Source organism: Azospirillum sp. TSH64 (genome assembly GCF_003116035.1).
Classification (GTDB): domain Bacteria; phylum Pseudomonadota; class Alphaproteobacteria; order Azospirillales; family Azospirillaceae; genus Azospirillum.
Window position 1 is genome coordinate 907179 of sequence record NZ_LGQW01000015.1, and the last position, 22756, is coordinate 929934.

General features: G+C 71.9%; 15 protein-coding genes. 11 read left to right on the forward strand and 4 right to left on the reverse strand.

What is annotated here, in order from left to right; genetic code table 11:
* Window positions 1–8 precede the first annotated feature (8 nt).
* Window positions 9–218: a cold-shock protein gene (locus TSH64_RS05530; protein WP_109095896.1), complete on the reverse strand. Its 210-nt coding sequence runs from the start codon at window positions 216–218 to the stop codon at window positions 9–11.
* A 335-nt stretch (window positions 219–553) separates the two neighbouring features.
* Window positions 554–1969 carry a sigma-54 dependent transcriptional regulator gene (locus TSH64_RS05535; protein WP_109095897.1) on the reverse strand — a complete coding sequence of 472 codons (1416 nt, stop codon included), beginning with the start codon at window positions 1967–1969 and terminating at the stop codon, window positions 554–556.
* A 235-nt stretch (window positions 1970–2204) separates the two neighbouring features.
* Here TSH64_RS05535 and coaBC point away from each other — a divergent pair, with 235 nt between their 5' ends.
* The 4 genes from coaBC (at window position 2205) to TSH64_RS05555 (ending at window position 10396) form a co-directional block, all read left to right on the forward strand.
* On the forward strand, window positions 2205–3440 hold the full coding sequence (coaBC, locus tag TSH64_RS05540; protein WP_109095898.1) for a bifunctional phosphopantothenoylcysteine decarboxylase/phosphopantothenate--cysteine ligase CoaBC: 1236 nt from the start codon (window positions 2205–2207) through the stop codon (window positions 3438–3440).
* A 46-nt stretch (window positions 3441–3486) separates the two neighbouring features.
* A complete protein-coding gene (gene dut / locus TSH64_RS05545; RefSeq protein ID WP_109095899.1) occupies window positions 3487–3954 on the forward strand; it encodes a dUTP diphosphatase in 468 nt (155 codons plus the stop codon).
* Between the two features lie 160 nt (window positions 3955–4114).
* Entirely contained in the window at window positions 4115–7927 is a 3813-nt protein-coding gene (locus TSH64_RS36570; protein WP_282188096.1) for a response regulator, read from the forward strand.
* A gap of 174 nt (window positions 7928–8101) precedes the next feature.
* Window positions 8102–10396 (forward strand): PAS domain-containing sensor histidine kinase, encoded by a 2295-nt coding sequence (locus TSH64_RS05555; protein ID WP_247872771.1) that lies wholly within the window; start codon window positions 8102–8104, stop codon window positions 10394–10396.
* A 32-nt stretch (window positions 10397–10428) separates the two neighbouring features.
* Here the strand turns inward: TSH64_RS05555 and TSH64_RS05560 are convergent, their stop codons facing one another.
* The gene (locus tag TSH64_RS05560; RefSeq protein WP_109095902.1) at window positions 10429–11466 is read right to left on the reverse strand and encodes an NAD(P)/FAD-dependent oxidoreductase; all 1038 of its coding nucleotides are present in this window, start codon (window positions 11464–11466) and stop codon (window positions 10429–10431) included.
* 341 nt (window positions 11467–11807) lie between these two features.
* Between TSH64_RS05560 and TSH64_RS05565 the strand changes: the two genes are divergently transcribed.
* The 7 genes from TSH64_RS05565 (at window position 11808) to trxA (ending at window position 21783) form a co-directional block, all read left to right on the forward strand.
* Window positions 11808–12260, forward strand: a complete 453-nt coding sequence (locus tag TSH64_RS05565; protein WP_109095903.1) for a hypothetical protein — start codon at window positions 11808–11810, stop codon at window positions 12258–12260.
* A gap of 67 nt (window positions 12261–12327) precedes the next feature.
* Complete coding sequence (tsaE, locus tag TSH64_RS05570) at window positions 12328–12813, forward strand: tRNA (adenosine(37)-N6)-threonylcarbamoyltransferase complex ATPase subunit type 1 TsaE (RefSeq protein WP_109095904.1); 486 nt, start codon at window positions 12328–12330, stop codon at window positions 12811–12813.
* A complete protein-coding gene (locus TSH64_RS05575) occupies window positions 12810–13838 on the forward strand; it encodes a phosphotransferase (RefSeq protein ID WP_109095905.1) in 1029 nt (342 codons plus the stop codon). The genes tsaE and TSH64_RS05575 overlap by 4 nt, the downstream gene beginning before the upstream one ends.
* A gap of 1 nt (window position 13839) precedes the next feature.
* Window positions 13840–14574: a nucleotidyltransferase family protein gene (locus TSH64_RS05580; RefSeq protein ID WP_109095906.1), complete on the forward strand. Its 735-nt coding sequence runs from the start codon at window positions 13840–13842 to the stop codon at window positions 14572–14574.
* A 76-nt stretch (window positions 14575–14650) separates the two neighbouring features.
* Window positions 14651–17614, forward strand: a complete 2964-nt coding sequence (gene addB / locus TSH64_RS05585; RefSeq protein ID WP_109095907.1) for a double-strand break repair protein AddB — start codon at window positions 14651–14653, stop codon at window positions 17612–17614.
* Window positions 17615–17789: 175 nt separating this feature from the next.
* Complete coding sequence (gene addA / locus TSH64_RS05590) at window positions 17790–21311, forward strand: double-strand break repair helicase AddA (protein ID WP_109095908.1); 3522 nt, start codon at window positions 17790–17792, stop codon at window positions 21309–21311.
* Window positions 21312–21459: 148 nt separating this feature from the next.
* Complete coding sequence (gene trxA, locus TSH64_RS05595) at window positions 21460–21783, forward strand: thioredoxin TrxA (RefSeq protein WP_098740783.1); 324 nt, start codon at window positions 21460–21462, stop codon at window positions 21781–21783.
* 94 nt (window positions 21784–21877) lie between these two features.
* Here trxA and TSH64_RS05600 read toward each other — a convergent pair whose 3' ends face one another.
* The gene (locus TSH64_RS05600) at window positions 21878–22723 is read right to left on the reverse strand and encodes a hypothetical protein (RefSeq protein WP_109095909.1); all 846 of its coding nucleotides are present in this window, start codon (window positions 22721–22723) and stop codon (window positions 21878–21880) included.
* Between the last annotated feature and the right edge of the window lie 33 nt (window positions 22724–22756).

The window sequence follows — 22756 nt, forward strand, 5'->3', positions numbered from 1 at the left end:
CGGGCCCGTCACTCGACGACGCTGATGTTCACGGCGGAGTCCTTGCCGTTGTCGCCGCGGGCGACCTCGAACTGGACACGCTGGCCCTCCGACAGGGCATGCAGGCCGGAGCGCTGAACCGCGGTGATGTGCACGAACACGTCCTTTGAACCGGCCTCCGGCGCGATGAAGCCGTAACCTTTGGTGGTGTTGAACCATTTTACGGTACCGTTGGTCATGGGCCTCCCCTTTGGTCACTGCAAGACAAGTCTTTGGCAAACGGCTGGGTCCAAGATCGCCGGCATCGGCCGCGCCGTGAGGCCTGCCGGGCAAGCGGAACCAAGACATTGTGCGGGGAGGCTAGCCGCATGCTGTGGTTGCGGGCAATTCCATCTCACGGCATAGGACGAACGACGGCCAAATCCGGAGTGGAATTACGACCAAGGCGACGGAGCTTTGTCGAAGGGTATTAGCCCGTTTCTTGGCGGATTCCAGGCGTGAGGCGGATTTTCTTGCCGAAATAAAGGGTTAGACCAAAGCCGGTCTGATGCGTCGGTCCGGTCGCCGGCCGAGGCTACAGCTTCCCCTCGGCCTGCCAGGCCAGACGCTTGCGGTAGATCGTGGAGGCGCTGATCTGCAGCAGGGCGGCGGCGCGCGGAATGTTGCCGTCACAGGCCGCGATGGCGTCCTCGATGGCGTCCTTCTCGACCTCCCACAGCGGCTTGATGGCGTCGGGGGAGAGCGGGACATGGGGCCGCGGGGCTGCGGCGCCGCCGGCCGGCGCGGCGGCGGCCAGCACCTGCAACGGCTGCGGCGTGCCGAGAGGCGACGGCAGCATCTCGGGCGTCACGGTGTCGCCGTCATGCAGGACCGCGACGATGCGCACGACATTCTGCAATTGGCGGACGTTGCCCGGCCAGTGGTAATGGCGCAGCGCATGTTCGGTCTGGGGCGAGAAGCGGGTGAAGCCCTTCTTCTCCTCCTTGGCGAACTCGGCCAGATAGTGGCGGGCGATCTCCAGCACGTCGTCCTCGCGCTCGCGCAGCGGCGGCAGATGGATGGGGATGACGTGCAGGCGGTAATAGAGATCCTCGCGGAACCGCCCCTCCTCCACCTCGCGCAGGGGATCGCGGTTGGTGGCGCAGACGATGCGCAGGTCGACCTTCTCCAGCTTCGACCCGCCGACGGGGGTGAAGGTGCCGGTCTGGATGAAGCGCAGCAGCTTGGTCTGGAGATCGGGCGCCAGCTCGCAGATCTCGTCCAGGAACAGGGTGCCGCCGTCGGCGCGGGCCGCCGCCCCCTCGCGGTCGGACACCGCCCCGGTGAAGCTGCCCTTCACATGGCCGAAGATCTCGCTTTCCATGAGATCCTTCGGGATGGCGCCGCAGTTGATGGCGATGAAGGGGCGGGCCGCCCGCTGGCTCTGGCGGTGGATCGCCTCGGCGCAGACCTCCTTGCCGGTGCCGGACTCGCCGGTGATGAAGACGGTGGCGCGCGAGGAGGCGGCGCTGTCGACGATGCGGTAGACCGCCTGCATCGCCAGCGACGAGCCGATGAAGCCGTGGTAGCGGGCGCGGTTCAGGTCCTTCTCGAAGGTGTCAACCAGCTGGGCCAGCCGCAGCCGCTCCATCGCGTTGCGGACCGTCACCACCAGCCGGTCGGCGGAGAAGGGCTTCACCAGGAAATCGTAGGCACCGTAGCGCATCGCCTCCACCGCCGCCTTCACCGAGCCGTGGGCGGTGATGACGATAACGGCGCAGGGCAGCGCCTGGGCGTCGATGCGTTTCAGCACCTCCATCCCGTTCATGTCCGGCAGCTGCAAATCCAGCAGAACCACCATCGGCGCGCCGTCGTTCAGCTGCGCCAGCGCGTCGGCCCCGGTTTCCACCGAGATGACGGCGTGGGATTCCTTTTTCAGGTATTCTGCATAGACACGGGCCAGCGAGGGCGTGTCTTCGATCAGCAGGACGGGGATGGAACCTGGCGGCATGCTGTGTGCGACACGCGAAGGTAGGGACGGGACAGCTCCTATTGTCTAACAGATAATTCTGAAAATCCCACCCCTCCGCGCATGCGCACGGTCACGAACGGATCGAAATCGTCGCCGGACCGGAAATGTCGCGGCCCGGCCGCTTGCCGGGGGCGGCGCGATGAACTATCAGCAGCGGGCATGAGGCGTCGGGAAGCGGGTCTTGGGAAACGGGCGCCGGAAAGAGGGGGTTCGCATGGCCGATCACGCCAGTCTGGCCGGCAAGCGCGTTCTGCTGGTCATCGCCGGCGGCATCGCCGCCTACAAGAGCCTGGAGCTGATCCGCCGCCTGCGCGAGCGCGGCGTGACGGTGCGGGCGGTGCTGACCGAGGCCGGCGCCCGCTTCGTCACCCCGTTGTCGGTACAGGCGCTGACCGAGGATACCGTCTACCGCGACCTGTGGTCGCTGACCGACGAGTCGGAGATGGGCCACATCCGGCTGTCGCGCGAGGCCGACCTGCTGGTCGTGGCGCCGGCCACCGCCAACCTGCTGGCGCGGATGGCCGCCGGCATGGCCGACGATCTGGCCGCCACCGTGCTGCTGGCCACCGACAAGCCGGTGCTGGTCGCCCCCGCCATGAATGTGCGCATGTGGCAGCATGCCGCGACCCAGGCCAACATGGCGCTGCTGGAAAGCCGCGGCGTGCTGCGCGTCGGCCCCAACGAGGGCGTGATGGCCTGCAACGAATACGGTCCCGGCCGCATGGCCGAGCCGATGGAGATCGTCGACGCCATCGCCGGTTTCTTCGCGCAAGCCTCCCACCGGCCGCTCGCCGGACGCCGCGCCATCGTCACCAGCGGCCCGACCCACGAGCCGATCGACCCGGTGCGCTACATCGCCAACCGCTCGTCGGGCAAGCAGGGCCATGCCATCGCCGCGGCTCTGGCGACGCTGGGAGCCGAGGTGACGCTGGTCAGCGGCCCGACCCGCCTGCCCGACCCGGCCGGATGCCGCGTCACCCATATCGAGACGGCGCGCGAGATGCTGGCGGCCTGCGAGGCGGCCTTGCCGGCCGACATCGCCGTCTGCGCCGCCGCGGTGGCGGACTGGCGCGTCGACGGTGCCAGCGACCGCAAGCTGAAGAAGGACGGCGGCGGCCCGCCCGCCCTGGCGCTGACCGAGAACCCCGACATCCTCGCCACCCTGTCCCGCCCCGGCGACCGCCGCCCGGCGCTGGTCGTCGGCTTCGCGGCGGAAACCGGCGACGTGCTGGCCTATGCCACCGCCAAGCGCGCCCGCAAGGGCTGCGACTGGATCGTCGCCAACGACGTCTCCCCCGGCACCGGCACCTTCGGCGGCAGCGACAACACCGTCCACCTGATCCGTGCCGACGGCGTCGAGTCCTGGCCCACCATGGCCAAGGACGCCGTCGCCTCCCGGCTGGCCCAGGCGGTGGCGGAGCATTTCACCGAGACCCTCAAGGCGAAGTAGCGTCTACCCGGCGACCGTCCGGCCATCCGACCACAGGAACCGCATCATGTCCCCCGCCCCGACTCCCACCGTCGCCTTCCTCCGCCTGCCCGGCAACGACGACCTGCCGCTGCCCTCCTACGCGACCGAAGGTGCGGCCGGGTTCGACCTGCGCGCCGCGGTGCCGGCGGACGCCCCCGTCACGCTGGAGCCCGGCAAGCGGGTGCTGGTGCCGACCGGCTTCGCCGTCGGGCTGCCGGCGGGGTGGGAGATGCAGATCAGGCCGCGCTCCGGGCTGGCGGTGAAGAACGGCGTCACCGTGCTGAACACGCCGGGCACCGTCGATTGCGACTACCGCGGGCCGGTCGGCGTCTGCCTGGTCAATCTGGGCGAGGAGCCCTTCGCCATCGCCCGCGGCGACCGCATCGCCCAGGCGGTGATCGCCGAGGCGCCCCAGGCGGTGCTGGTCGAGGTCGCCTCGCTGGACGAGACCGCGCGCGGCACCGGCGGCTTCGGGTCCACCGGCGTCGCCTGAAGGCCCGTCCCCCGACTGAAACCCCGCCCGCGACTTCGCCCCACCCCTCCCCCGCTTTCTATGGCATGATCGGCATGCTGATGGGGGTGGATCGGCAACGGGCGAGGGGGTGGGCATGCGAAGTCCCCGGCGGAACCTGGGGCTCAATCTGGGGCGGAGCGTGGCGTTCCGCATCCTGGCGGGGTTGACGGTCATCGGCGGGCTGGCCGCGGCGACCAGCGTCGTCGCCGTCTCGCTGTTCTCCCGCTTCCACCAGGGGTACGAGCAGATCGCCACCGCCAAGGTGCCGGGGCTGGTCGCCGCCGCCCAGCTGGTGCAGCAGAGCGGCGCCGTAGCCGCCATCGCCCCCGCCCTGGTCGCCGCCCAGGACCAGACCGCGCGCGAAGCGGTGATGGCGCGGATGGGCGACCAGATCGTCCGGCTGGAACAGCTGATGGCCCGGCTGATCGCCCATGGCGGCGCCGTGCGCTTCGCCGATCAGCCCGGCGCCAGGACGGACGGCAGGGCCGGCAACAGCCGGGCCGAAAGCAACAGGGCGGAAAACAGTCGGGCGGATCTGGGCGAGCTGGACCGCCGCAAGAACGAGCTGGTCGGCACGCTGCTGACCCTGAACGCCCAGGTCCGGCAGCAGCTGGCCCTGACCGCCGAGACCAGCGCCCGCGCCCAGGCGCTGGCCACCCTGACCGGCCGGCTGGGCGCCGCCGAGTCGCAGGAGGCCGAAGGCGCCTGGACCATGGAGCTGCGGGCCGGGGATCAAGCCTCCTTGCCCGATGCCGAGGCGGCGGAGCGCAGCCGCGCGGCGCTGGAGCGCTGGCGCCGCGAGCTGACCGGCGCGGCGACCACGCTGCTGGCGGCGCTGCGCGCCGACCGCGACAGCCAGCTGGACCGTCTCCAGGCCGACACCCGCACCGCGCTGGACAATGCCGCGGAGGCGCTGGCCCTGCTGCCGGCCGGACAGGCCGCCCGGCTGGAGCCGTTGCAGCGCGAGCTGGTGGACCAGGCGTCCGGCCGCTCGCCGCTGTTCGCCCTGCGCGAGGCGGAGCTGTCGCTGCAACGGGCGATCAAGCGGTCGGCCGCGCGCAACCAGGCGGTCTCCGACCAGCTGGTCGGCATCGTCTCCGACTATTTCCTGGCGGTGGAGCAGGATGTCGCCCACCGGTCCGGTGAGTTCGAGCGGGTGATCCGCGACGGCGAGCGGGCGGTGATCGCCATGGCCGTGCTGTCGATCCTGGGTGCCGCCGCCATCTTCGCCTACATCCACCGCAATGTGGTGGCGCGGCTGCGCCGCCTGCGCAGCGCCATGCAGGCGGTGGAGACGGCCGAGCCGGACAAGATGCCGGGCCTGATGCCCGGCACGATGCCCGATCCGCTGTCCCATCTGGACCTGCCGGCCGCCACCCCGTCCGGCAGCCGGGACGAGATCGGCGAGATGGCCCGCGCGCTGTCCTATTTCGTCACCACCATCCGCGCCCGGGAAAGCGCGCTGGCCGACGGCGAGCGCCGGCTGCGCACCATCCTGGAACAGAGCCCGGTCGGCGTCTCCATCGGCCGCGCCGACGGCAGCGTCGCCTTCGCCAACGCCCGTGCCGCCGAGCTGGCCGGCCGGCCGCCGGAGGATTTCATCGGCAGCCGCCACGCGCTGGCTCTGCCCGGCGCCAGCATCAGCCGGGGCGGAACCGGGCAGGACTGGGAGGCGGAGAGCGGCGGCGTGCTGGTGCGCGATGCCGAGGTTGCGGTCGACCGCCCCGACGGCAGCCGGGTCTGGGCCTTGCAGACGCTCCAGCGCACCAGCTTCGAGGGCGAGCCGGCGGTGCTGGCCTGGAGCACCGACATCACCGCGCGCAAGCAGGCGGAGGAAGCGCTGCGCAGCGCCAAGGAGCAGGCGGAGATCGCCGCCCGGTCCAAGGCCGAATTCCTGGCGACGATGAGCCACGAGATCCGCACGCCGATGAACGGCGTGCTGGGCATGCTGGAGCTGATGGCCCTGACCCCGCTGGACGAGGAGCAGCGCACGCTGGTCTCGACCATGCGCGACAGCGGGGCGGCCCTGCTGCGGATCATCGACGACATCCTGGATCTGTCGAAGATCGAGGCGGGCAAGCTGGAGCTGGAGGAGCTGGAGCTGCGCCCGGCCGATCTGGTCGAGGGGGTGTCGGACCTGCTGGCGCCCCAGGCCCACCAGAAGGGGCTGGCGCTGATCTGCGCCATCGACCGGTCGGTGCCGGACCGGCTGCGCGGCGATTCCGGCCGGCTGCGCCAGATCCTGTTCAACCTGACCGGCAACGCCATCAAGTTCACCGACCGCGGCCGGGTGGTGCTGCGCGTCGGCACCGCAGGCCCCGACGATGCCGACCCAGCAAAGCCGGGCCATGTCCGCCTGCATGTGGCGGTGGAGGACACCGGGATCGGCATCGGGCCGGAGGGGCAGGCCCGGCTGTTCCAGCCCTTCAGCCAGGCCGACAGCTCCACCACCCGCCGGTTCGGCGGCACCGGGCTGGGGCTGGCGATCTGCACCCGGCTGATCGAGCGGATGGGCGGGCGGATCGGCGTCACCTCGGTGCCCGGCGCCGGATCCACCTTCTGGTTCACGGTGGAGCTGCCGCGTGCGCCGGAAGCCCTGCCGGCGCCGTCCTCCACGCCGCTGGACGGCCTGCCGGTCCTCGTCGCCGACGAGGACGAGGTGCAGCGCGCGGTGCTGGCCTGCTATCTCGAGCAGGGCGGGGCGACGGTGACGGTCTCCTCCTCGGTGGCCGACGCGGCATCGAAGCTGGGGCGGGGCGGCTTCGGGCTGCTGGTGACGACGACGGCGCTGGCCGGACGGCTGGACCCGCTGGCCGGCGCCTGCGCTCCGGGATTGCCGCGGCTCCTGCTCGGCGACGGGCGGACGGCAGGCAGTGGGGCGGCAGGCGGCGGGGCGGCAGGCGGCGGGGCGGTCGCCTCTCCCCACACCGCGTCCGGGGTGGCGGCCGGGGCGGCGGCAGGACTGGTGCAGCCGGTCCACCGCGCCGCCCTGATCCGCGCCGCGGCCACGCTGACCGGCCGCACGGCCCCTGATGCCGCCGGCGCGGAGCCGGCCTATCCGCCGCCGGAGCGCAATGCCGGTGCCGCGGCGCCTGGACCGGCGGACTCGGCCGGCCACGGCCCCATCCTGGTGGCGGAGGACCATCCGACCAACCAGCAGGTCGTGCTGCGCCAGCTGCGCCGTCTCGGCTATGCGGCGGAGCTGGCGGCCGACGGCGAGCAGGCGCTGGCGGCCTGGCGCGCCGGCCGGCACCGGCTGATCGTCACCGACTGCCATATGCCGGTGATGGACGGCTACGAGCTTGCCCGCCGCATCCGGGCGGAGGAACGGGACGGGCGCCGGCGCACCCCCATCGTCGCCATGACCGCCAATGCCCTGTCCGGCGAGATGGAGCGCTGTCTGGCCGCCGGGATGGACGACTACCTCGCCAAGCCGGTGACGCTGGCGCAGCTGTCCCAGATGCTGGTCTTCTGGCTGGAGGCCCGCCCCCTGCCCCTCCCCCTGCCGGCGGAGGCGCCGGCACCGGCTCCGATACCCGCTCCGGCGGCCGCGGAGGAGGTGCTCCCGGTTCTCGACCTCGACCATGTGCGGGAAACTTTCGGCGGCATGGATAACGGCGGCCTGGATGACGGCACGCTCGACATGATGGACTTCTTCATCGAGACGACGCGTCCGACGCTGGAGCGGGTGCGCCACGCGCTCGACGCCGGCGACCGCGAGGAGGCGCGGGCCGCCGCCCATTCGGCCGCCGGGGCGGCGCGGACCGCCGGGGCGAAGGCGCTGGCCGCCGCCTGCACCGCGCTCGAACGCGCCGTCGTCGAGGGGCGCGAGACAGACGCGGCCCGCCATGCCCAGACCATGGCTGCGGCCTTTCCCGAGGTCGAAAAGGCGATTTGCGCCCTGCGCCACACGAAAGAGACGGTGCCCAGCCCGGAAGAGAGCATGGCGTGACCGGACGTGTTGGAGCGAAATCTACCTGGGCGGGAACGGCAATCCGAAAAGGCGCAAGGTCGGCGGGTGTCGCTTGTCGGTGGGAAAGGGCTGAACTACTCTGCGCATCTTGAATCATTCTGACAGATTCAGCCGGGCAGTCACCAAGCACCGGCAGTCCCGGGGGTGAAGAGCGTGGTCGGTCTCGCTGGCTTCTTTTGGAACAAGGAACCCCGGCGCCAAGCCGATCACGCCGCCACAGACCGCGACCGCTGGCGGGCGATGCTGGCCGCAGCGCCGCAGCCCTGGTGCGCCTGGACCGACCGGGGCGAAGGCCTTCTGTCCGACGAGGCGGCGGCCCTGCTGGGCATTTCCGATTGCGCTTCATTCGCCGACTCCCTGACGGCCCCCGACCTCGGCCCCGCCCTGGCCCGGCTGCGCCGCGACGGCGAGCCCTTCCGCTGCGAGGCGGCGGCCCCCGACGGCCGGCGGCTGGTGCTGACCGGCCGGCGCGGACGGGCCGGCGACACCCACTGCGACGTGGTGTGGATCGAGGATGTGACCGTCGCCCGCGACGCCGCCAAGGATGCCACCCAGCGCCAGGAGCAGGCGGCCGGGGCGGCGCGCATCCGCCTTGCCGAGTTGCAGGCGATGGCCGACGCGCTGCCGCTGCCGGTGTGGATGCGCGACCGCTCGTTACGGCTGTCCTGGTGCAACCGCGCCTATGCCCGCGCCGTCGACGGCGATCCCGGGACGGTGGTGGCGGAGGGGCGGGAACTGACCGCCACCGGCCGGGCGCTGGCCGAACGGGCGCGCAGCGGCGGCTTCGCCCAGTCGGACCGCGCGCCGGTGGTGATCGGCACCGAGCGCCGGCTGCTGGAGGTGACGGAGGCGCCGCTGCCGCTGACCGACGGCGGCGGCACGCTGGCGGTCGGCTACGCGCTGGACCTCACCCCGCTGGAGGAGCTGCGCGGCGAGTTGGACCGCCACCTGACCGCCCATGCGGAGGTGCTGGAGCGGCTGGGCACCGCCATCGCCATCTTCGGCCCCGACACCCGGCTGACCTTCTTCAACCAGGCCTATGCCCGGCTGTGGGATCTGGACGAGGCGTGGCTGCGCGGCGAGCCGACCAACGCCGAGCTGCTGGAGGAGCTGCGCGCCCGCCGCCGCCTGCCGGAATATGCCGACTACCAGACCTTCAAGCGCGAACGGCTGACCCGCTACACCCATCTGGTCGAGCCGGTGGAGGAGATGCTGCACCTGCCGGACGGCACCACGCTGCGCCATCTGGCGGCCCCGCATCCGCAGGGCGGGCTGATCACCATCCTGGAGGACGTGACCAACACGCTGGCGCTGGAATCCTCCTACAACACCCTGATGGCGGTGCAGCAGGAGACGCTGGACAATCTGGCGGAGGGCATCGCCGTGTTCGGCGGCGACGGCCGGCTGAAGCTGTCCAACCCGGCCTTCGCCCGCATCTGGGATCTGGAGGACGGCGACCTGCATGGCGAGCCGCACATCGCCGACGTCATCGAACGCATGCGCCCGCTGCTGGAAATCGCGGCGGCTGACAGGGGGGCGGACAAGAGCGCCGACCGGCCGGGCGAGGCCGCGACCTGGGAGGCGGTGAAGGAGGAGCTGGTCGGCGCCACGCTGGAGCGCAGCGTCCGCTCCGGCCGGGTGGAGCGCAGCGACGGGTCGGTGGTGGAGTTCTCCACCCTGCCGCTGCCCGACGGGGCGGTGCTGAACAGCTATCTCGACGTCACCGACGGCGCCCGGCTGGAGACGGCGCTGCGCGCCTCCAACGCCGCGCTGGAAGCCGCCGACCAGTTGAAGAGCGAGTTCATCGCCAACGTCTCCCACCATCTGCGCACGCCGCTGAACGGCATCATCGGCTTCGCCGAGGTGCTGGCGAACCAGTATTTCGGCGAGTTGAACGCCCGGCAGATGGAATATGTGCGCAGCATGCTGGCGGCCGGCCAGCGCCTGCTGGAGCTGATCGACGACGTGGTCGACCTGACCAGCCTGGGCGCCGGCGTCACCACGCTGGAACGCGGGTCGATCAGCCTGCCCGACCTGCTCGACTCGGTGGCCGGCCTGACCCGCGACTGGGCGCGGCGCGAAGGGCTGCGGCTGGAGGTGGTGGCGCCGGACGCGCTGGGCGAGATGGAGGGCGACGGCAAGCGGCTGAAGCAGGCACTGTTCACCCTGGTGGTCGGCGCCATCCGCAACCCGCCGCCGGACCGCCGCATCCGCCTTGCCGGCGAACGGCTGAACGGCAGCATCACCCTGTCGGTCAGCGGCGCCGCGGCGCCCGATGCCGACCCGCAGGGTGCGGCGGCGCTGGGCGTGTCGCTGGCCCGCAACGTGGTGGAGCTTCACGGCGGCCGGCTGGAGCTGGACGAGACCGGCAGCGCCGGCTACCGCAGCGCCCATGTCCGCTGCATCATGCCGGTGCGGGCGCCGGCAAACGGAGTAAGGGCGGGGTGAGGGCCGGGTAGGCCCCCGCCACGCCGGCTTTCTTACGCCGCGCCCGGCACGCCCTTCGAGGTGGAATATTCGAAATGCAGCGCCTCCCCCGGATAGACCAGCGGGCGGATGGCGTGGGCGGCCTGGGCCGCTTCGGCGAAGCCGCAGAGGATCAGCTTCAGCTTGCCGGGGTATGTGGCGATGTCGCCGATGGCGAAGACGCCCGGCACGTTGGTGGCGCAGCCGGGCTGGGCCACCGCGATGTGGCTGCGCTCCAGATCCAGCCCCCAGTCGGCGATGGGGCCGAGATTCATCGACAGGCCGAAGAAGGCCAGCAGGGCGTCGGCCGGCAGCGCCTTCTCCTCGCCGTCCAGCGTGGCGACGCGCACGGCGGTCAGCCGGCCGTCCGCGCCGTCCAGGCCGGACAGTTGATAGGGCACCACCATCTCGACCCGCCCCTCGCGCACCAGCGCTTCCATGCGGGCGACGCTTTCGGGGGCGGCGCGGAACTTCGGACGGCGGTGGACGACATAGACGTGCTCCGCCACGTCGGCCAGCGAGATGGCCCAGTCGACGGCGCTGTCGCCGCCGCCGGCGATCACGACCTTCTTGCCGGCGAAGTCCTGGCGGCGGCGCACCATGTAGAAGACCGACTTGCCCTCATAGGCCTCCAGCCCGTCGAGCGGCGGGCGGTTGGGACCGAAGGCGCCGCTGCCGGCGGCGATGACGACGGCCTGGGTGTCGATCCTCGTGCCGATGCTGGTCTCCACCAGCCAGCGCCCGTTGTCCTGGCGGGTCAGCTTTTCCACCTGCTGGCCCAGGTGATAGGTGGGCGAGAAGGGGGCGGCCTGTTCCGCCAGCCGGTCGATCAGGTCGGCCGCCTCGATCGAGGGATGGGCCGGGATGTCGTAGATCGGCTTTTCCGGGTAGAGCGCCGTGCACTGGCCGCCGACCATGTCCAGCGCGTCCACCACATGGCAGCGCATCTTCAGCATGCCGCATTCAAACACGGCGAACAGCCCGACGGGGCCGGCGCCGACGATGACGACATCGGTGGTGAGGACATCGTTGCTGGAAGCGGTCTGCGACATGAAAGCCAATTCCTTGAGACGGGGCGCCGGGGAAAGGAAGCCGGTTGACGGTTGCGGGAGACTGGTCGGCGAACGGTCCTTCCATTGTCCGCATTTGCCATCCGGGTCAACCCCCAGCAAGGGGAAGGCGGTGCTGTGCCGCGCGCGGGGGGCGCGCGACGGACGGTCCCGGCAGCAAATCCCGGCAGCCGATCCCGGCAGTAAAACAATTTCGCTTAAATTCGCTTAAATTTGTCGATTGCACGCGGCAGTGGCGAAGCCGAAAGTACAGCGATGCGGTGGATATCCGGGCCATCCGGTTCGGACATCGGCCCGCATGCCGGTTTGGGTGGAGGCCTGGGATGAAGGAACTTCGCTGTCTGGTCTTCACCGACCAGGAGGTCGTGCGGGCCGTGCTGGATCGCCGGCGCCGGGTGAAGGACACGCTGCCGGTCGGCACCGTCTCCAAGATCGCCTACCACCGTCCCGAAGGGTCGGAGCCGGATGGCATCGAAACCCGCCTGACCATCACCGACGACAACGGTGCGGTGACCGAGCTGGGGTTGCCCGACACCGAGGTGACGGCGGCGCTGGTCGGCTACTGCATGGGCCGGCGCATCCCCCTGCCGGTGGCGTCCGACAAGATGCTGCACCTGATCAACGGCGCGCTGACGCTGATGATCACCATGAACTTCAACAAGGCGCCGCGGCTGGTGGTCACCGCCGGAGCGGACGGCGCCGGATCGGGGCCGGCACCGGGGCCTGGATCGGGAGCGGCCGACCGGCTGTCGCCCAAGCGGCGGATCGGCCGCTGAGCCTGTTGCCAACCCACTCTTCTTTCCGGCTTGCGGGCGGGCGGCGGCTTCGCACAGTATCCGCGCCATGCCGGACACTCCCCTCCACACCGTCACCCTGCCCCTGCCCGACGAGGCCGCCACCGCGGCGCTGGGCCGCCGGCTCGGCGTCCTCCTGCGGCCGGGCGACCTCGTGGCCCTGCGCGGCGACCTCGGCGCCGGCAAGAGCGCGCTGTCGCGGGCACTGATCCGCAGCGTCACCCATGAGGACGCCGAGGTGCCGTCCCCCACCTTCACCCTGGTGCAGACCTACGACACCGCCATCGGCCCGGTCTGGCATTTCGACCTCTACCGTTTGTCGGGACCGGACGAAGTCTATGAGCTGGGCTGGGACGACGCGCGGGCCGAGGCGGTGGCGCTGGTCGAATGGCCGGACCGGCTGGGTCCGCTGCTGCCGCCCGACCGGGTGGAGGTGACGATGGAGCATGACGGCCCCGATGCCCGCCGCGCCACCCTGACCGGCCATGGCACGCTGGCGGCGCGGGTGGCCGCCGCCGACTGGACGCTGCGATGACGGCCGTGTCCCAGGCGCGGCAAGCCGGGATCGCCGCCTTCCTGGCTGCCAACGGCCTGTCCGATGCGGTGCGGGAGCCGCTGGCCGGCGATGCCTCTGCAAGACGGTACGAGCGGCTGCGCAAGGCCGATGGCGGCACGCTGATCCTGGTCGATACGCCGGCCCCGGCCGAGGACCTCGTCCCCTTCATCGCCATCGGCGCCGAACTGGCCGCAATCGGGCTGTCGGTTCCCACCGTGCTGGCGGCGGATGTGGAGCGCGGCCTGGCGATCCAGGATGATTTCGGAATCGAAACATTTACGCGCCTGCTGGCCGCCGGCGCCGATCCGCAGCCGCTCTACACAATGGCGACCGATGCGCTGATCGCCATCCATCGCGGCTGGCCGGAGGGGGCGGCGCAACGCCTCGCCCTGCCGGTCTACGATCCCGACCTGTTCATCGCCCAGACCCGGCTGTTCCTCGACGCCTATGTGCCGGTGGTGCTGGGTCGCCCCCTGAGCGAAGAGGATCGTTCCGATTTCGATACGGCCTGGCGCGCGGTGCTGGAGCCGGTCTGCGCCGGGGCGCCGTCGCTTCTGCTGCGCGACTACCATGTCGACAATTTGATGCGGCTGGACCGGCCGGGGGTGAAGGCGGCCGGGCTGATCGACTTCCAGAGCGCCGGCTGGGGGCCGCGGGCCTACGACCTCGTCTCGCTGCTGGAGGATGCGCGGCGCGACGTGACGCCCGCTCTGGCGGACGCGATGGTCGCCCGCTATCTCGCCGCCTTCCCCGACAGCGATGCCGCCGCCTTCCGCCGCGCCATGGCGGTGCTGGGGGCGGTGCGCCACACGCGGATCGTCGCCATCTTCGTCCGTCTGGCGCTGGGCCAGGGGCGGCGGTCCTACCTTGTCCATCTGCCGCGGGTCTGGCGCCTGCTGGAGGCCCAGCTGGCGAAGCCGGAGTTGGCCCCGGTCGCCGGCTGGTTCGACCGCCATCTGCCGCCCGCCGCCCGTTCCGCCTTCGTCGTTCCGGAGACGCTCTGAGATGACCATTCCCGATACCGCAATGGTCCTGGCCGCCGGCCAGGGCCTGCGCATGCGCCCGCTGACCAACCACCGGCCGAAGCCGCTGATCCCGGTGGTGGGCAAGCCGATGCTGGACCATGCGCTCGACCGGCTGGCCGAGGCCGGCGTCGGTCGGGCGGTGGTCAACAGCCACTATCTGGGCGCGATGATCGGCGAGCATCTGAAGGACCGGACGACGCCGGCCATCACCCTGTCGCCGGAAGAGACATTGCTGGAGACCGGCGGCGGGGTGAAGAAGGCCCTGCCCCATCTCGGCAGCGCGCCGGTCTATACGGTGAACGCCGACATATTCTGGCTCGACGGGCCGGTGCCGGCCCTGCGCCGGCTCGCCGCGCATTGGAACCCAGCGGAGATGGACGCGCTGCTGCTGCTGATGGCGACGACCAAGTCGGTCGGCTATGACGGGCTCGGCGACTATCACATGGACCCGCTGGGCGGGCTGACCCGCCGGGGCGAGCGCGAGCTGGCGCCCTTCGTCTATGCCGGGGTGCAGATCGTCAAGCCGGAGCTGTTCGCGGCGGACACCCCCGACGGCGCCTTTTCCACCAACCTGATCTGGGACCGCGCGCAGGCGGCGGGCCGGCTGTTCGGCCTTGCCCATGACGGGCTGTGGTTCCACATCGGCACGCCCGCCGGGCTGAAAGAGGCCGAGGAACTGCTGGCCATCGGCGGCATGCGGGCGGTGGCGCATTGAGGGCCGGCCCGCGCTATACTCAAGCCGCGCCACACTCAATCGAAAGTGGCTCATCCTTGGATTTGATCGCAGGCTCATGACCCTCCCCAAAGTCTACAGCATCCCCGCAGGCGCGCCCTTCGTCGACATGCTGGCGGCGGGGATCATGGAGCGGGTCGGCGGCGATCCGATGGCCCTTGCCGGCGTCACCGTGCTGCTGCCGACGCGGCGTGCCTGCCGGGCGTTGCAGGCGGCCTTCCTGCGGCGGTCGGGCGGGCAGCCGACGCTGCTGCCGCGGATGGCGCCGCTGGGCGAACTCGACGCCGGCGACCTCAGCCTGACCGAGGAGGAGCTGCCCGACGTCCCGCTCGACCTGCCGGAGGCGATCTCGCCCTTGAACCGGCAGATGACGCTGGCCCGGCTGATCCTGGGGGCCGAGGGGCTGTCGGCGACCACGGCGCAGGCGGTGCGGCTGGGCGCCGATCTCGGCCGGCTGATCGACGCGGTGTGGACCGAGCGCGCCGGCTTCGAGAAGCTGGAGTCGCTGGTGCCGGCGGATTATGCCGAGCACTGGCAGGTCACGCTGAAATTCCTGCGCATCATCACCGAGGTCTGGCCCGCCATCCTCGAGTCGGGCGGCCAGACCGACCCGGCCAAGCGCCGCAATCTGGCGCTGGAGACGCAGGCGGCCCTCTGGCAGGCGGCCCCGCCGCCGGGCATGGTGATCGCCGCCGGCTCCACCGGCTCCATCGTCGCGACGACGGAACTGCTGGCGGTCATCGCCCGGCTGCCGCAGGGGGCGGTGGTGCTGCCCGGCCTCGACACCGGGGCCGACGACACGATCTGGGACGCCATCGCCGAGGATGAATCCCACCCGCAGCACGGGCTGTCGCAGTTGATCCGCCTGCTGGAGGTGGAACGGCACGAGGTGCTGCCCTGGACCGACGCGCCGGAGCCGCGCGGCGCCCGCGCCCGCCTGATCGCCGAGGCGATGCGCCCGGCGGCGACCACCGAGGGCTGGCGCGAACTGTCCGGGGTGGACGCCGCGGCGCTGGACGGGCTGACCCGCATCGACGCAACCACCTCGGAGGAAGAGGCGCAGGTCATCGCGCTGCTGATGCGCCATGCGCTGGAAACCCCGACCAAGACCGCGGCGCTGATCACCCCCGACCGCAACCTGGGACGCCGGGTTGCCATGGCGCTGGCGCGTTGGGGCATCCTGGTCAACGATTCCGGCGGCCAGCCGCTCGCCCACACCGCGGTCGGCACCTATCTGCGGCTGACGGCGGAGCTGGCGGCGAGCCGCGTCCATCCGCTGGCGCTGCTTGCGCTCGCCAAGCACCCGATGGCGGCGGGCGGCCGCGACTCCGCGGATTTCCGCGCCGCCGCCCGCGCGCTGGAGCGCGTCGTGCTGCGCGGCCCCCGCCCGGCGGAGGGCTTCGACGGCGTGCTCGCCGCACTGGAGCAGGCCGAGCGCTTCGACCATGAGGAGCAGCAGGAGTTCCTGCGCACCTGGCTGGTCGACATCGGCCAGCGCGCCGCTCCCTTCCTTGAGGCGCTGGCCGGCGAGACGCCGCTGGCCGACCTCGTGCGCGCCCATGTCGCCTTCTGCGAGTCGCTGGCCGCCGACGATGCGCTGACCGGGGCGGAGCGGCTGTGGCGCCAGGACGACGGCGAGGAGGCGGCGCGCTTCGTCCACGACCTGCTGGATGCGGCGGACGGCTTCCCGGCGATCCCGGCCAAGGATTACCCGGCGCTGCTCGACGCGCTGATGAGTGCGCGGGCGGTGCGTCCGCGCTATGGCCTGCACCCGCGCCTGTTCATCCTGGGTCCGATGGAGGCGCGCCTCCAGCATCTCGACCTGACCATCCTGGGCGGGCTGAACGAGGGAACCTGGCCGCCAGCCGCCTCCGCCGACCCCTGGATGTCGCGGCCGATGCGGCGCGATTTCGGCCTGCCCAGCCCGGAACGGCTGGTCGGCATGTCGGCCCACGACTTCGCCCATGCCTGCGGCGCGCCCGAAGTGGTGCTGACCCGTGCGGCGCGGGTGGAGGGCACGCCGACCGTGCCGTCGCGCTGGCTGCTGCGGCTGGAAACCGTGCTGAAGGCGCTGGATCTGGACGGCGTGATCGAGGAGCGCGGGGCCTGCTGGCTCGGCTGGGCGCGCGGGCTGGACGAGCCGGACCGCGTGCAGCCGGTGGCCGCACCGGAACCGCGCCCGCCGCTGAGCGCCCGGCCGCGCAAGCTGTCGGTGACCGAGATCGAGACCTGGATGCGCGATCCCTACGCCATCTATGCCCGCCACGCCCTGCGGCTGCGGGCGCTCGACCCCATCGCCGCCGATCCGGGCGCGTCCGACCGCGGCCAGATCATCCACGACACGCTCGACGCCTTCGTCCGCGAGCATCCGGGGCCGCTGCCGCATGACGCGCTCGACCGGCTGATCGCGCTGGGGCGCGAACGGTTCGGCCCGCTGCTGCGCAGCCATCCCGACGTCTGGGCCTTCTGGTGGCCGCGCTTCGAGCGGGTGGCCGGCTGGTTCGTCGATCTGGAGCGCGAGCGCCGCCCCCGTCTCCGCCCGCTGGGAACGGAAGTGCCGGGCCGGCTGGAGCTGTCCGGCCCCGGCGGTCCCTTCGCCCTGACCGCCAAGGCCGACCGCATCGACCGCGGCCCCGACGGGCTGGTGGTGATCGATTACAAGACCGGCACTCCGCCGAGCGCGCGCGAGATCGAGCTTGGCTTCGCCCCGCAGCTGCCGCTGGAGGCCGCCATCGCCGCGGCCGGCGGCTTCAGCGGGGTGGACAAGGGCGACGTGGCCGAGCTGACCTTCTGGCGCCTGTCCGGCGGCGACCCGGCCGGCGAGGAGAAGCCGGTCAAGGGCGACCCGGCAGCGCTGGGCGAGCAGGCGCGTGCCGGGCTGGAGGCGCTGATCGCGCAGTTCGACGACCCGCAGACGCCTTACCGCTCCCGCCCACGCCCGGCGATGGCGCCGCGCTACACCGACTACGCGCATCTGGCCCGCGTCCAGGAATGGTCGGCGGGCGGCGGGGAGGGGGAATGATGGGGTTCGCTCGATTCGGGGACAATCCCCCTCTCCCCCCCGGGGAGAGGGTCGGGGTGAGGGGGACGCATTGCGTGCCTGCCCCAAAGGTCCTGCTACGCATCCCCCTCACCCTAACCCTCTCCCCGGGGGGGAGAGGGGATAAGCGCCTGCTCCGGCACCGGAAGCCCCGTTCATGACCATGACCGATCTGCCCACCCGCACCCTGCCGCTCGATCCCAACGTGGCGCAGCGGCGGGCGTCCGATCCGACGGCGTCGGTCTGGGTGGGGGCGTCCGCCGGTTCGGGCAAGACCAAGGTGCTGACCGACCGGGTGCTGCGGCTGATGCTGTCGGGCACGCCGCCGGCGCGCATCCTCTGCCTGACCTTCACCAAGGCCGCCGCGGCGGAGATGGCGATCCGCATCAACCGGACGCTCGGCCTGTGGGCCACCCTGCCCGACGACGCACTGGAGGACCGGCTGGCCGACCTCTGCGGCGAGCGGCCGTCCATCGAGGCGCGGCTGAACGCAAGGCGGCTGTTCGCCCAGGTGGTGGACTGCCCCGGCGGCATGAAGATCCAGACCATCCACGCCTTCTGCCAGTCGCTGCTGCGCCGCTTCCCGCTGGAAGCCGAGCTGGCGCCGCATTTCGACGTGATGGACGACCGCACCGCCGATGGGCTGCTGACCGAGGCGCGCGACGCCGTGCTGCATGCCGGCCGCACCGAGCCGGACAGCCCGCTCGGCCGCGCCATGGGCCGGCTGACCGGCGAGCTGAATGCCGAGGATTTCGCCGGGCTGCTGGCCGAACTGGCTGGCCAGCGCGGGCAGGTGGAGAAGCTGTTCGAGCGCTTCCACGGGCTGGACGGGCTGATCGACGCCATCCACGACACGCTGGAGGTGCCGCCCGGCGTGACCGAGGAAACGATCCTCACCCATGCCTGCCATGACGACCAGTGCGAGCCGCCGGCCCTGCGCGAGGCCTGCCGGGCGCTGTCGGGCGGCAGCGCCAGCGACCAGGAGCGCGGCATCGCCATCCAGCACTGGCTGGACGCCGCCGACCGCCGGGTGCGCGCCTTCGACGCCTACAGGCGCCTGTTCCTGACCGCGGACGGCAGCCCGCGCAAGACGCTGATGACCAAGAAGCCGGCCACCGCCTACCCGCAGGCGCTGCTCTCCCTGCAAAAGGAAGCGGAACGGCTGGTCGAGATTTCGGAGCGGGTGAAGGCCGCCGGGGTCGCCGCCTCGACCACCGCGCTGCTGACGCTGGCGCAGGCGATGCTGGAGGCCTACCGCGAGCGCAAGGCGGCGCGCGCCCTGCTGGATTACGACGATCTGATCCTGGCGGCCAACCGGCTCTTGAGCGGCAAGGACGGCACGCCGCGGGTGCCCTGGGTGCTCTACAAGCTGGACGGCGGCCTGGACCATATCCTGATCGACGAGGCGCAGGACACCAACCCCGACCAGTGGGCCATCGTCGCCTCGCTGGCCGGCGAGTTCTTCGTCGAGCTGGAGGCCGCCGCCCCCGACGGCAAGATCCGCACCGTCTTCGCGGTGGGTGACGAGAAGCAGTCGATCTTCAGCTTCCAGCGCGCCGATCCCGCCGAATTCGCCCGCATGCGCCGCCATTTCCAGGACAAGGCGGAGGTGGCGCAGCGGACATGGGCGGGGGTCGATCTCGACATCTCCTTCCGCTCGACGGCGGCGGTGCTGGAGACGGTGGACGCCGTCTTCGCGCTCGACCATGCCCGCGACGGCGTGGCCTCGGACGCCAACCCGACCATCCGCCACCGCGCCTTCCGCCGCGGGCAGGCCGGGCTGGTCGAGCTGTGGCCGCCGGTGAAGCCGGCCGAGACGGTCGAGACGCCGGCCTGGGCGCCGCCGGTGGCGCGCGAGACCGCAGATTCGCCATCCGCCCGCCTCGCCTCGGTCATCGCCGCGACGGTGCATCGCTGGATCGACGGCGGCGAGACGCTGGAGGCCAAGGGCCGGCCGGTGCAGCCCGGCGACGTGATGGTGCTGGTGCGCCGCCGCACCGCCTTCGTCACCGAACTGGTCCGCGCGCTGAAGGACCGCGGCGTGCCGGTGGCCGGCGTCGACCGCATGGTGCTGACCGAGCAGCTCGCCGTCATGGATCTGGTGGCGCTGTCCGACTTCCTGCTGCTGCCCGACGACGACCTGACGCTCGCCACCGTGCTGAAGGGGCCGCTGGTGGGCTTGAGCGAGGAGGCGCTGTTCCGCGTCGCCCATGGCCGGCGCGGCACGCTGTGGCGCTCGCTGGTGGCGCTGGCGGAGACCGAGCCGGAATTCCGCCCGGCCCGGCGCTATCTGGGCGACCTGCTGGCACGGACCGACTTCTCGGCTCCCTACGAGCTGTTCGCCGGCCTGCTGAACCGGCCCTGCCCAGCCGACGAACGGTCGGGACGGCGCGCGATCCTCAAGCGGCTCGGCCCCGACGCGCAGGATCCGCTGGAGGAGTTCCTGGCCGTCTGCCTCGCCTTCGAGAAGACCGAGCCGCCGTCCCTGCAGAACTTCCTGGCCTGGCTGGCGGCCAGCGACGCCGAGATCAAGCGCGAGCTGGAGCAGGGCGGCGGCACCGTGCGGATCATGACCGTCCACGGCTCCAAGGGCTTGCAGGCGCCCATCGTCTTCCTGCCCGACACGCTGGGCAGCCCGACCCAGAGCCCGCCGATCCTGTGGCCGGACGACGACTGCCCGGTGCCGCTGTTCGCCGCCCGGCGATCCCAGGAGGACGGGCTGTGCGCCGAGGCGCGGGCGCGGGCCAACCGGCGGCGCGACCAGGAATACCGCCGGCTGCTCTATGTCGCCCTGACGCGGGCGGAGGACCGGCTCTACATCTGCGGCCACCAGGGCAAGCGCGAGCCGTCCGACGATTGCTGGTACCGGCTGGTCGAGGAGGCGATGCGCGACAACGGCGTGCAGCATCCCTTCGACTTCACCGGCCTGTGCCCCGACGGCTGGGCGGGAGAGGGCTGGCGGCTGGTCGGCGCCCAGACCGCCGTGGTGCCGCGCCATGTCGAGACGGAGGAAAGTGCCGCCGCCGAGCCGCCGCCGCCCTGGATCGGCGAACCGCCGCCGGGCGAGCCGGAGCCGTCGCGGCCGCTGACCCCGTCGCGGCCGGACGGCGAGGAGCCGGCGGTGCGCTCGCCGCTAGGCAACGACGACGGCCAGCGCTTCCGCCGCGGCCTGCTGGTCCACCGGCTGTTGCAGACCCTGCCCAACCTGGCCGAGGCGGCACGGGACGCCGCCTGCCGCCGCTTCCTGGCCCGCCCGGCGCACAAGCTGACGCCGGAGCAGCAGGACGCCATCGCGCGGGAGACGCTGGCGGTGCTGAGCCATGCGGAGTTCGCGCATCTGTTCGGCCCCGGCTCGCGGGCGGAGGTGCCGCTGATCGGGGTGGTGGCGCTCGGCGACGGCAGCCGGGCGCTGGCCGGCCGCATCGATCGGCTGGCGCTGACCGGGGACACGGTGTGGATCGTCGACTACAAGACCAACCGGCCGCCGCCGCGGGATCTGGAAGACGTTCCAATGGTTTACCGGCGCCAGATGGCGGCCTACCGCGAGGCCCTGCGCGCCGTCTATCCGGGGCGGCGGGTGCGTTGCGTGCTGTTGTGGACCGACGGTCCCTACACCATGGAGCTGCCGCCCTCGGTGATGGACGCGGCGGCGGCCGGGCTGGGCCCCAGGGTGGGGTGAGGTGCTGCCGGCGGCTCACCCGAAAGATGGGGTGACTTGACCGGCCGGGCGCCTCCGCCCTACATTTTGCTCAATTCCACTGACGGGGCGATGGCCGCCGGCCTTCCACAACCGGTCCGCGGCGCTTCCGAATCCAGCACGAGGTCACATGAGCACCACCATCAAGGTTACCGACGACAGCTTCGAGCAGGACGTCCTGAAGGCCGACGGCCCGGTCCTGGTCGATTTCTGGGCGGAATGGTGCGGCCCCTGCAAGATGATCGCCCCGGCGCTCGACGAGCTGGCCGGCGAGTATGACGGCAAGGTCACCGTCGCCAAGCTGAACATCGACGAGAACCCCGACACCCCGACCAAGTACGGCGTGCGCGGCATCCCGACGCTGATGCTGTTCAAGGGCGGCAGCGTCGCCGCCACCAAGATCGGCGCCCTGCCCAAGGGTGCGCTGTTCCAGTGGGTCGACTCGGCGCTGTAAGCGTCCGTCCACAGCGGTTCAGACAGGAAAAAGCCCCGCCCGCGGTCACCGCGGCGGGGCTTTTTCTTTTGGAGGCCGTGGGGGGAAGCCCCCCTCACTGCACCTTCTTTTCCTTCGCCTTGTCCTTGCCGGCATCCCCCGCGACCTCCGCCGTGCGGGCGAGGTTGTCGGCGGCGGCGCGGCCCCAGTCGCTGTCGGGGGCGACGCGGCGGGCCAGCGACCAGTCGTCGCGCGCAGCCCCCAGATTGCCGCCCAGCGCCTTGACGTTGCCGCGCAGCAGGATCGCCTCCGGGTCGCCGGGCTTCAGCTCCAGCGCCCGGTCGATGTCGGCCAGCGCCTGCCGGTAGTTGGACAGCGCCTTCTGCGCGCTCGCCCGGTAGAGGTAGGCGTCGGCCCGCTTCGGGTCGCGGGTCAGCGCCGCGTCCAGATCGGCGACGGCATCCCAGAAACGCTCGCCCTCCGCACGGGCGAAGGCGCGGTCGATCAGCAGGTCGACGTCGCCCGGCGTCTTGTCGAGGGCGGCGCTGTAGAGCCGTTCCGCCCGCCCCTGGTCGCCCGCCCGCAGCCACGCCCAGCCGGCACGGCCGAGCAGCGAGGCGGCGGCCCTGGGGTCGTCCTTGCCCAGCGTCGGCACCAGCGCCTCCATCTGGGTGCCGGCCGCCTTGAAGTCGCCGGCATGGAACAGCGCCAGCGCCTCGCACAGCTTCGCGGAGTCGCCGCCGCCCTGCTCCTGCCAGCGCTTGGCATCGGCCCGCGCCCCGTCGGGGTTGGCCTCCGCCTTGGCCGCGCAGGCCTGAAGCTCGCGGTTGCGGTCGAGGGTGGAGGGCGGCCCGGAGGACGCGGCCTGGGCAGCCGACAGGGGGGCCGGCACGAATGCCGGAGCGGCGGCGAGAAGCCCCAGCGCGAGAGCGCCGGCAAGGTAAGGATTGCGTCGGGTCATGGTGTCTTTACACTCCGCCATCGCCGGGCGGGG